The 11892-nt window shown below is 47.9% G+C and carries 8 protein-coding genes; 5 read left to right on the plus strand and 3 right to left on the minus strand.

Annotation, left to right across the window (positions count from 1 at the left end):
• The first annotated feature begins 63 nt into the window (after nt 1–63).
• Both ACY0JR_RS14430 and ACY0JR_RS14435 read left to right on the plus strand, forming a co-directional pair.
• Nucleotides 64–651, plus strand: a complete 588-nt coding sequence (locus ACY0JR_RS14430; RefSeq protein WP_462634811.1) for a glutathione peroxidase — start codon at nt 64–66, stop codon at nt 649–651.
• Nucleotides 652–661: 10 nt separating this feature from the next.
• Nucleotides 662–1600, plus strand: coding sequence for a 1,4-dihydroxy-2-naphthoate polyprenyltransferase (locus tag ACY0JR_RS14435; RefSeq protein WP_462634812.1), 939 nt, complete (start codon nt 662–664; stop codon nt 1598–1600).
• Between the two features lie 295 nt (nt 1601–1895).
• On the opposite strand, the gene ACY0JR_RS14440 is transcribed toward ACY0JR_RS14435, so the two are convergent.
• Entirely contained in the window at nt 1896–3398 is a 1503-nt protein-coding gene (locus tag ACY0JR_RS14440; protein WP_462634813.1) for a DEAD/DEAH box helicase, read from the minus strand.
• A gap of 864 nt (nt 3399–4262) precedes the next feature.
• Here ACY0JR_RS14440 and ACY0JR_RS14445 point away from each other — a divergent pair.
• The 3 genes from ACY0JR_RS14445 (at nt 4263) to ACY0JR_RS14455 (ending at nt 8801) form a co-directional block, all read left to right on the plus strand.
• Complete coding sequence (locus ACY0JR_RS14445; RefSeq protein WP_462634814.1) at nt 4263–6680, plus strand: T9SS type A sorting domain-containing protein; 2418 nt, start codon at nt 4263–4265, stop codon at nt 6678–6680.
• Between the two features lie 139 nt (nt 6681–6819).
• Nucleotides 6820–8040 carry a CaiB/BaiF CoA transferase family protein gene (locus tag ACY0JR_RS14450; RefSeq protein WP_462634815.1) on the plus strand — a complete coding sequence of 407 codons (1221 nt, stop codon included), beginning with the start codon at nt 6820–6822 and terminating at the stop codon, nt 8038–8040.
• 80 nt (nt 8041–8120) lie between these two features.
• Nucleotides 8121–8801: a hypothetical protein gene (locus ACY0JR_RS14455; protein WP_462634816.1), complete on the plus strand. Its 681-nt coding sequence runs from the start codon at nt 8121–8123 to the stop codon at nt 8799–8801.
• A gap of 652 nt (nt 8802–9453) precedes the next feature.
• Here ACY0JR_RS14455 and ACY0JR_RS14460 read toward each other — a convergent pair.
• A complete protein-coding gene (locus tag ACY0JR_RS14460) occupies nt 9454–11346 on the minus strand; it encodes an ATP-binding cassette domain-containing protein (RefSeq protein WP_462634817.1) in 1893 nt (630 codons plus the stop codon).
• 126 nt (nt 11347–11472) lie between these two features.
• Nucleotides 11473–11865, minus strand: a complete 393-nt coding sequence (locus ACY0JR_RS14465; protein ID WP_462634818.1) for an SPW repeat domain-containing protein — start codon at nt 11863–11865, stop codon at nt 11473–11475.
• Between the last annotated feature and the right edge of the window lie 27 nt (nt 11866–11892).

Genomic DNA, 11892 nt, shown 5'->3' on the forward strand with positions numbered 1-11892 from the left:
CACACGCTCCATTCTGAACATAATTCAGGCAGGGCGGTTTAGGAACTATTAACCAACGCTACTATGCTACAAGTTTTAACTCTATTCACACTGTCTCTCCTAACGTCCTGCGCCACGCCCGCAGCCACGTCGCAAGAGAGCCCAACTTCTACCGCCATGAACACCGCAACTACCGCTCCTTCGCTCTATGACATTCCGTTGAAGACCATTGACGGGAAAGATGCCAGCCTGAAACAATTCAAAGGCAAGAAACTGCTGATTGTGAACGTAGCCTCTGAGTGCGGCTTTACCCCGCAGTACGCCGACCTGGAGAAACTCCACAAACTGCACGGCGACAAAGTAGTGGTGCTGGGCTTTCCGGCCAATGACTTTGGCGGCCAGGAAAAGGGCAGCAACGAAGAGATTGCCCAGTTCTGCCAGAAGAACTTCGGGGTAACGTTCCCGCTTTTCCAGAAAGCCTCTGTAATTGGGGCCGAGCAGCAACCTTTGTACAAGTGGTTGACCAGCAAAGAAGCCAACGGAAGCAACACCAGCGCGCCATCCTGGAATTTCTGCAAGTACCTCATCAGCGAAGATGGCAAAATCCTTAAATTCTACCCCTCCAAAGTATCTCCTCTAAGCGAGGAGTTGCTGCGTGACATCAACAGCTAAGCATTTTTAAGTGGATTCAGTAAATACGGCAATAAACCGACCGACGGCGGGCACCTGGGTGTCCGCTTTCCGGTTGAGGACCTTGCCGCTCTCCTTGTCTTGTATTGGCATGGGCGGTTTTCTGGCTGCCGCCGACCATCTTTCCCGGTGGCCGGTGTTGCTGTTGTGCGTCCTGACCACCCTGTTCCTCCAGATTCTCTCCAACCTGGCCAACGACTACGGCGACACCAAACACGGTGCCGACAGTCAATACCGCGAAGGTCCCAAACGGGCCGTGCAGGCCGGGCAGATTTCTCCCGGCCAGATGCGGACGGCTATCATTGTGTTCAGTCTGCTTTCTTTGGTTTCTGGCATAGGGTTGCTGTGGGTGGCGCTAGGCACGTCGGGATTGTACCTGTTCCTGTTTTTCCTGCTTTTGGGAGTAGGGGCCATTTGGGCGGCCATCAGCTATACCAACGGCGGAAAACCGTACGGCTACGCCGGATTAGGAGACATCTCGGTGTTCTTTTTCTTCGGATGGGTAGGGGTGATGGGCACGTATTTTCTGCAAACCGAACGGATCTTCTCTGAACTATTACTGCCTGCCTCCAGCCTCGGCTTTTTTTCGGCGGCGGTCCTGAACGTAAACAACATCCGAGATGTCAAGTCAGATGAACTGGCGGGCAAACGGTCGGTGCCGGTGCGGTTGGGCGCGTTACGGGCGCGGCGGTACCATTGGGTGCTGTTACTGGCGGGCATCATCTGTGCGGCCCTTTTTGTGGTAGTGCGCGAGAATGCCACGCTCTGGCCCTGGCTTTTCCTGGGAGCCTTGCCCATGCTGCTCTACAACGGCCGCGAAGTGAAACGCAGGCAAACGCCCACTGAGTTAGACCCTCTGTTAAAGCAAATGGCGCTCTCTACGCTGTGTTTTGTGCTCTTGCTGGGCATTGGCTTGCTGCTGGATAGATAAGGTATTACATGAAAAGAGGCTGTTTTGTAGAAAACAGCCTCTTTTCATTTTATGGATAGTCCAGGAGTGGTAATAATAAACTAGAACAGAACACTCGCTCGCGTCCCGCGCGTGTGAGCTACTATCGGCCTCTGGCCGAGTTGGGCTTTTTAAATAAAAGCGATCAATACATTCTTTAGCGGCGGGACGCCGCAAGTAACTCACACGCGCGGGACGCGTGCGAGATACAAAAACGAAAATGGGCTGCTTTCCAGAAAGCAGCCCATTTTCAGTATAAAGGAAGTGTACCAATAATCTACTCAGCCGAAGAAGTTGGCGTGGAAGATGCTGTTTGTCCGCCTTCTGCTGCTTTGGGGGTGGTTGGCTTCTTTCTGCGCTTCTTCTTGCGTTTTACGGCTTCGCCTTCAACTCTGGGAGTTTGTGGTTGTCCTTCTACTCTGGGCGGACGGGGAGCAGTTCCTTCGGCTGGAGCCGCAGAACTGGCCGGACGCTCGGTGCGGGGTTTGCCGTCTCTTCTGCGGTTATTGTCTCTGGAGCCGCTGCCTTCGCGGCGAGGACCTCCGGAGCGGTTACCGTCAGGTCTTCCGCCTCTGCCGGCGGGAGCACCCGGCCTTCCGCCACGGCTGTTTCTTTTGCTGTTGCCTACCGGGTCAAAAGCGGGACCTTCGCCTACGCCTTCGGGCAGGGGTAATTTGGGAAGTTCGCGTTCAATCAGTTTCTCTATCTTCACTAAACGTTCCTGGTCCTGCTCGCTTACAAAGGTAATGGCCATGCCTTTGGTGCCAGCGCGAGCCGTGCGGCCAATGCGGTGTACATAGTCCTCGGCGTCTTGGGGCACATCAAAGTTCACCACGTGGCTGATGTTGTCCACGTCAATGCCGCGCGACATCACATCTGTGGCTACCAACACCTGTAATTGCTTATTCCGGAAACGCTGCAGGGTAGCTTCACGCTCATCCTGGGTGCGGTCAGAACTGATGCCCTCGGCTTCAAAGCCCATTTTCTGCAAAGAGCGCACAATGTCATTCACGGCGTTTTTACGGGACGTGAACAGGATCATGGTCTGCACCTCGGTATCTTTAAGAATGTGCTGCAATACCCGCAGTTTCTGGTTGTCATACACCAGGTAAATGCGCTGGTCTATGTTGGCGGCCGGTTTAGAGATGGAAAGGCTTATTTCTTCAGGCGTCTGTAGAATCTGCTTCGCGAAAGTTCTGATTTTGGGCGGCATGGTGGCCGAGAACATGAGGGTCTGGCGTTCTTTGGGCAACTGGGAGATAATCTTCATCAGATCATCCATGAAACCCATGTCCAGCATTTTGTCGGCTTCGTCCAGAATCAGGTACTTGAGTTGTTCCAGCTTCACGTAGCCCATCTGCATATGCGCAATTAAGCGGCCAGGCGTAGCCACAATGATATCGGCGCCGCTGGTGAGGGCTTTCTTCTGCTGGTCCCAGTTCTGGGCGTTGTTGCCGCCGTAAATGGCAATGGAAGTAGCACCGGTAAAGTAACTGAGCCCTTCCACTTGGTCGTCTATCTGTTTGGCCAGTTCACGGGTAGGTACCAGTATAAGGGTGCTGGTGAAATCAAATTTAGCCTCGGTGATCTTGCTTAATATGGGCACCAGAAATGCCGCCGTTTTGCCGGTACCTGTCTGGGCGCAGGCAATTAAATCTTTAGCTTCTAATATGTGCGGAATAGCCTGCGCCTGAATAGGGGTGGCTTGTTTATAACCCATAGACCGAATCCCGTCTAGTAGGTCGGGCTGTAGGTTGAAATCATCAAATGTAACACTCATTGTTCTGTATCTTCTTGTAAGCCGATGTTATTAGTAGCTGGCTTTTTGTATAAGGTTTGTAAAGATAACCTTTTCTGCTTATTGGTCTCTGCTTGTTTGCAAACTAAGGGAGCCGAAGGCTGAAGTTGACCAGTGGTTAGGTGTGCGCCTCAAGTTCTCTGGGCCAGGGAACAACGCCTTACAGCTTTTACCATGGGGTAAAGTCATGTGACTTTTAATGGTATGTTCCACCGCTTCTAGGCCTAAAAAAGGCTACTTATAAGGGGAATAGTACGTATATGTTCATCTTTTTGCTGTTTCTATGATCTACTATGCGAAAATATAGTGCTGTTTCTTGGAATATATTCATATAAAATTGTTTAGTAAGTGATTGGTACTGTGTTGGTTGATTAGAAGCGGGGTTTGTATAGTTTAAATGGTATATAAGGGTTGCATTTTATACGGATTATTTTTGTGAAACTTCCTTGGCTACATTAGAAATATAATATATTTATAATTTTATATTAAGCTGAAAGCGTCTAAAACGGGGTTTGTATATTTATTTTCCAGTTTTTATTAGAATTTATAAAAGAAAATCCCGTACCTTAGAATTGAAAATACAATTTCAGTGTAACCGAAAATCTTTCCTCTCGTTAAGCAGTATACGAATAGCTAATAGAAGATATTCAAGAGTGTGAATCTTTAACGGAAATAATACATATGATAATAGCTATACTTACCCCGCATTAATCCTTTTAAGAAGCAAACCATTATAGATTAGTTTATAATGTTGCTCTCTTTTTTACCCTCTCCCACTCCCTGCGTACCAGGGTGATTGAATTACTACGTCCCTTTTACAATCCAATCCAGAATTATTTATTTATCATGAAAAGAACTGTACTTTCATGGGTTAGTACCCTTATGCTTGTCCTTTTGGGCTTTACGCAAGTCGCCCAAGCGCAGGGCAATAGTCAAAATCAAACTGCTAATAACCAAATTAATGTCCGGTTTTTGCCGCCCTTGAAAGCTTCAGGCTTTGGAGCCAAGAAAAATGATGCTTTAGTTAGGCTGAAGTTTGTTATTACTTCAAGTTCAGATGATAATATAGAAGATATTTACATCCAATTACCAGATAGTGGTAGTATAATTGCTCCAATTGGTACATATACTTCACAAAAAGGAGAGAAAGGTAAAGACAACAAAGATACAAAAGGTGGGAAAAAATATAGGATAAGTACCACTAAAAAGATCCCATCAAACACTTTTGGTGCTTATGCAAAACATGCTGTGAGATTTCAAGCAGTAGGCGGCGCAGTGCCTAATAGTAAAAAGAAGAATTATTCAGAGACAATAGAGCTGATACTCAGTAGAGATGAGGCTGCAACTATGAGCAGGATACATGTTGCGGTTAATTCGACTAAAGGTGGCTTGGGATTTGTAGGTTTCAACGTAGATCAAGCTGCTATTTCTGCTCTTTCAGGTGAAGCCACAACAGAAAGCAAAACTATCTCAGCGGTAAGCAAAACTATTACGCCATTAGCTTGTGCTATTTCTCTACCAAATATTGTGGGACCTACGGATCCTTGTCCTGGAGAAATAATTAAATACGTTCTTCCAAATAAATTTGGCGTTACATATACTTCTATCACGTGGACAATACCGACAACTGGATCTGATGGCTTAGGTTCTAACTGGGAAAATGTTTCAACATCAGATACTCCAATAAATGAAGTATGGGTAAAAGTGGGAGATGTATCTGGAACAATCACTGCCACGGTAGAAGCTAAAACCAACGACAATACTTGTCAAAAGACCGTTGTAAAAAGTAAAGCTACTTACTTAGGTGATGAAATAACGGTAAATATTACTGCACAAAATGTTTCAGAAGGGAAAACAAAATATAATGTTGGTGATGTAGTAATATTTACTGCGACTACGAGTCAAAACCGAGATCAAAAAGAGTATGCGTATGATTGGTATGCTCCGGGTTGGAAAGTAGTTGATGGATATGGAACGAATCGTTTGATAGCAAAAGCCGGTGCGGATGCAGAAGTGGTAGAGCTAAGTGTAAGTACAATATCTGATAGGGATCCAAGAATTTGTGGGAGTAATACTGGTCAGATAGAAATAGTCTTGGAAGGGGGGGCAGCTTGCCCTGAACCAGCACTGACAGTAGATGTACCAGAGAATATATGTGAAGGTGGTGTTTACAAGTTATCAATTGTAAATCCAGACACAAATCCCGATCCTAAGAAAAGAATTAGATATGAGTTCATTCTTCCCTACGGAGTTGAGGTTGTTACGCAAGGGTATGGTTACGTATATGTAAGAGTTGTAGATATTGATGAGGATATAACACAACTTCCTTTCACAATAGTAGCTACAAATGCTAGTACTTGTGGTGTTGAGGCCATATGTAAGATAATACCTGTGGGCACTTGTCCTCCGGTTGTCTGCACAATTCCAGAAGTGAGTTTGGAAGGGCCAACTGAATTTGTTAACATACAAGAAGAAGTCACTTTTAGAGTAACTAATCCCAAGGATGGGGTGCAATATGACTTTGGCTTTACTCTTCCCGAAAATAATTACATAGTATTAGATCAGGGTTTAGATTTTATAACCATTTCGACTGTATTAGAAGAATACCAATTAGGAAGTTATACCGTGACTGTACTAGCTATTGATGGGGAGTGTGTAGGAAGTAAGACGTTATCATTCAAGGTAAACGATGCCCCCGGCGGGCCACTGCCAGTAACCTTGACCAGATTTGATGGTGCGTCACGCAATGGTTCTGTAGAACTGGCCTGGAGCACTGCTTCTGAAATCAACAACGACCGCTTTGAGATTGAGCGCAGCGCCAACGGCAAAGAGTTCAAGAAAGTGGGCGAAGTAAAAGGTAACGGTAACTCTACTGCTTTGATTGACTACGCTTACACAGACCGCAGCGCCGCCTCCGGAACCGTGTACTACCGCCTGAAACAAGTAGACTTTGATGGCAAGTCTGAGTACTCCAAAGTAATTGCCGTAAGCCACACTGGTTCAGCTAGCAGCACCGCCATGAGCGTGTACCCTAACCCGGTAACAGATGGTAAAGTGAGCCTCCGCTTCCAGCAGCAAGTAGACGGAAACGCCACTATTCGCCTGACAGACATGAGCGGAAGAGTACTTTACTCACAAGAAGCAGCAAACGTTAGTGCAGAGCACGACTTGAACCTGACTGGATTAAATTTGAAAGCCGGCATCTACATGATCTCTGTAACGGCCAACGGCCAGAGCAGCACACAACGGATCATGGTTCGGTAAGAAGAACTGGATTGATAGGATGCTAAGCAGGCAGCGATCTTTGGTCGCTGCCTGCTTCTTTTTTGCCCTATTCGCAAAGGGTTATAAATTTTTGGTTCGCTCTTTTTTGCCCATTTTTGGGAAAACAGTCGCCAAACAGATGCAAGCAGGTAAAGGTCTTTTTCATGATTTGCTGGTAGTGGAGTTCGCCAGTGTCTTGGCCGGGCCCAGCGTAGGGCAGTTCTTCGCAGAACTGGGAGCCGAAGTGCTGAAAATTGAAAGCCCCAAAAGCTGGGGAGACGTAACCCGTCGGTGGAAACTGCCTTCAGAAAACCCGGAAGAAACCGTATCGGCCTACTTTGCAGCGGCGAACTGGGGGAAGAAGTCCGTTTGCCTGGATCTGGCTGCCCAAGAGGGGCAAGAATTGATTTACAAGATCATCCGCAAAACTGACATTGTCCTGGCCAGTTTCAAGCCCGGCGATGCCGAAAAGCTGAAGATGGATTATGCCTCCTTTTCCAAAATCAACCCGAAAATACTGTACGGCCATATTACCGGTTACGGGAGTGAGGTGCCAGGAGCGGGGTATGATGCGGTGTTACAAGCCGAAGCGGGTTTCATGTACCTGAACGGTGAGAAAGGCGGTCCGCCCGTTAAAATGCCGGTCGCGCTCATAGACTTGATGGCAGCGCACCAATTAAAGGAGGGGCTGTTGGCGGGGCTTTACCGAAGAGAGAAGACAGGGCAGGGGCAGTACCTGGAGGTATCACTGTTGAAATCTGCGGTGGCTTCCCTCGCAAATCAGGCTACTAATTACCTGGTGGCAGGGGTGGCGCCGCAAAGGATGGGGTCTGAACATCCTAACATTGTCCCGTACGGCACCATCTTCCGGACATCTGATGACAAAGAGATTGTACTGGCTATAGGCGATGACCGGCAGTTCCAAGCGCTTTGCCAGATTTTGGAAGCACCTGACCTAGCCGAAGAAGCTAAGTACAGCACCAACCGCCAGCGGGTTCTTCACCGGGAATCTTTGCTTGAAGAGCTACAGGTCTTAATAGCTGGTTTTCCGCAGCAAGCGTTACTGCAGGAATTTACCAAACGCCATGTTCCTGCCGGGGCAGTACACAACGTGCCAGAGGCATTGGCACAGCCTTTGGTGCAGTCCCAGTTGTTGAGAAACGAAGAAGAGCAACCTGGTGGCGTGCGGCAAATCGCGTTTTCGGGTCCTTTTTCAGAAAGCTTGCCCATTTCTTCGCCACCAACTTTAGGGCAACATACCTGGCAGGTTTTGCAGGAAAGAGCTGGCCTCACGGCCGTGGCGTTGCAGGAACTTGCTCAAAAAGGACTTATCTTCCCGGCCAACTTAGAAAATAAATAACTAAAACGCGTTGCGGAAAGTACTAGTAAAGATACTTTGTCTGCATTGGCGCAGGAATATGTCTTACGAAACGGTACACCATGGAAGATAGAATTGAGACCATTTTTGAAGGTTTACGGCAGAAGTCAACCACCAAACAGACAATTTTCAGAAATACCCGTGAAGTCTTCGAGAAACTCAGAAGCTGCTCCATTGAGCTGGTAGAGAATCTAAGAAAGCGCATCAATGAGGTAGACGCCAGCGTTTTGATTGAATACCGGAGCATCAATGATTTTGAGTTCCATATCAAATTCTCTGGCGATTTGCTCATGTTTATCATGCACTCCAACGTAATCACGCTGCCAGAAGATCATGAATTGATGAAAAGCCGCTACGTGGAAGAAGATTTCCGGCGTAGGTTCTTCGGGCACATCATGGCCTATAACTTCATGGCCGATTCCATCAAGTATAACCGCTTAAACGACCCGGGCTACCTGCTGGGCCGGGTACTCATTAACATTGAAAACCACTTCTACCTGGAGGGAGTGAAGCAGTTGGACCTTACCTATAACGACATGGCCAAAAATGTCATCAATGAAGATACCCTGAAGGTATTCATAGAAAGCGCCATGGTTGCCTCGGTGAACAATGACCTGATCGCCCCAGACGTGGAGGAAATCAGGAAGATCACCGTGAAGCAGAAGCTGGAGGAACAGCAGGTGAGCACCCCGCAGAAAGTAGGTTTCTCCTTCAGCTACCAGCGCAAACCCAACGTGTATTGAGTAGCAAGTAACGCATATCACGTAGCACGATAAAAGCAGAGCGGCCTGGAAGAGTTTTCTTCCAGGCCGCTCTGCTTTTCTACTTTTCACTGGCACGAGTCTCCAGATTCGTGTCTACAGGTAATGGGTAGTCTCATACTACCCTCGTTTCGCAGAAACGAAACCACGTATTTAGGTAAACACGCTTCTGTAAACAAATTCTCCCCTTGAGGATTGCCCAAACGTGAGTTTGAGGCAGCGAGCGCAGCTACGAAGAGGGGTGTTTACAAAGGAGAGCACGCATTGCTGATTGTCCCCCTTTGAAGGGAGGTGGGGGATGATAAGGCAAGTTGAAGACCCAAAATAAGCAGCTATGAAAAATCTTCTATGGCGCGGAAGTTACTTCCGTGACTTTTGGAAACTAAGTAAGTCACGGAAGTAACTTCCGCGCCATAAATATCTCTGGAACGCCAGATCAGCACAAGTAATCATCTCCCTACCCCCTTCAAAGGGGGACGAAACGCGTGGAAAAACAAGTACAGTATAACTCAAAAGTACTGGTAGAAAAGGCCCTTCCAATTCTTGAGTTTCCCTCCTTTTAAGCTTGATTCAGTGAAAACAGGCTTAAAACCAAGTCTTCAGTCGTGATACGCACTACTTGATACTGAAAAACCTAGACAAACTCAGCCAATTCTAGCCACCGTTCGGTTTTGGTTTCTACTGCCGAGTTGATGTCTTTGATGCGTTGAGCCAATTCTGCTAGGCGTTTATGATCAGTAATGCCGGAATTCATTTCTTCCGTTAGCGTGTCTTTTTCGGCTTCCAATTGCTCTATTTCCTTCTCCAAGCGCTCGTACTCCTGCTTTTCTTTGAAAGAGGCTTTTCTTTTGGGAGTAGCTTCTGCTACCGGGGCAGCAGGAGTGGGAGTAGCCGCAGAAACAGGTTTGGCAATGGGTTTTACCTCATCTAGCTTTATATTCTCGCGTTCTTTGGCCCACTCACGGTAGTCTGTGTAGTTACCCGGGAAATCCCGTAGGTGGCCGTTTTCTTCAAACACGAATAAGTGTTCAACCAATCGGTCCATGAAGTAACGGTCGTGGGATACGATCAGCAGGGAGCCGCCGAAGTTCAAAAGGAAATCCTCCAGAATGTTCAGGGTTTGGATATCCAGGTCATTGGTGGGCTCATCCAGGATGAGGAAGTTGGGATTCTTGATCAGGACACGCAATAACTGTAGCCTCCGTTTCTCGCCACCGCTAAGCTTGCTTACAAACGTGTATTGCTGGGCTGGCGGGAACTGGAAGTGCTGCAGGAACTGGCTGGCCGTGATCACCTCGCCGTTGCCGGTTTCCACCACTTCGGCCACTTCTTTGACTACGTCAATGACCCGCTGGTTTTCATTGAAGGTAAGCTCTGATTGGGTATAGTAACCGAACACGGTGGTTTGGCCCGCAATAATTTCGCCGCTGTCAGGCGCTAAACGGCCGGTGAGCATGTTCAGGAAGGTAGTTTTGCCTGCGCCGTTGGGGCCTACAATGCCCACGCGGTCTTTCTTCCGGAAAATGTAGCTGAAATCATCCAGCACCACCTTCTCCCCGAAGCGTTTGCTCAGGTGGTCAATCTCCAAAATCTGGTTTCCCTGCCGCGTGCTCTTCACCGACAGTTCCAGGGAAGTGCGGGTGTCTTTCTGCGAGGTCTTGTCTTTGAGGTCGTAAAAAGCATCAACTCGTGACTTAGACTTGGTGCCTCGGGCGCGGGGCTGCTTGCGCATCCACTCCAGTTCTTTCTTCAACAGTTGCTTGGCCTTGCCCATTTCGGCGGCGTTGGCTTCTTCCTGCTCGGCCTTTTTCTCTACGTAATAGCTGTAGTTGCCTTTGTAGGTATAGACTTGGCCTCTATCTAATTCAGCAATTTCATTGGCTACCTGGTCCAGGAAATAACGGTCGTGGGTGACCATCAGGAGCGTGGTCTGCTCGGTGGTGAGCAGGTTTTCAAACCACTCAATGGTTTCCAGGTCCAAATGGTTAGTAGGCTCATCCAGAATCAATAGATCTGGTTCTTCAATGAGCACGCGGGCCATGGCTACGCGTTTCTTCTGTCCGCCGGAAAGGTGTTCTACCTGTACCTCCAGGTTCTGGATGCCCAGTTTGCCTAAGATCTGTTTGGTACGAACTTCATATTCCCAGGCGTGTAGGGTTTCCATGCGCTCCATCACCTGTTGCATACGTTTGTCTGACGTGTTAGGGTCTTCCAGGCAAGCTTCGTAATCTCTGATGGCATCCAGGACTTCGGTCTGGCCCGAGAAAATGGCTTCCTGTACCGATGCTCCCGCCGGAAACTCGGGCTGCTGCCACAGATAACCCACGCGTATGCCTTTGCGCACGCTTACGGTACCATTGTCTGGCGGAACGGTGCCCGCTAATATCTGAAGAAGCGTAGTTTTGCCGGCGCCGTTGGCACCAATGAGCGCAATGCGTTGGCCGCGGTTAATGCCGAATATAAGGTTCTGAAAAAGCCAGCGGTCGCCGTAACTTTTAGAGATAGAGTCTGCTGAAAGGTAATTCATGGGGCAAAGGTACGCAAACAGAAAAGCGTATACCAGAGCCCGTTCTGGTAAAAATGATAGAACACAAAAAAGGCCGGGGACAACCCGGCCTTTTTCATTGGCATGCTAGCTTATTAAGGCATTCCCTTAGTGGGAGTGGCCGTGGTGCATGCTACGGTTTGTAACCGCTCCATGATCAGGAACAACCCTGGTCATCATGGCTTGCAACAAAATAACAATACCTACAATTAAATGTGGCAGGTACACATATTCATCAAAATTGAAGATCCAAGGGGAAGCGGCTAAGAAAATACCAATCAGGTAATCCATGTTCAAGTGCATGTTCGCAGACATAGCTCTGAAAACGCCTACTTCCCAGTTAGTCATCAGGTTTTGTAAGATAATAACGGCACCAACAATTACAGGTACCCAAGTTTCGGCTCCTCCTCTGTCAAAGTCAAGGATAAACGGAGCAGCGATTAATACTAAACCCACCAGGTAATCCATGATCCCGTGGGCACGGGTTGATAATACTTTCATTTTTATTCCTCCTTTTTTAGTTTCAAC

The organism is Rufibacter sp. JT3400010, assembly GCF_054956755.1.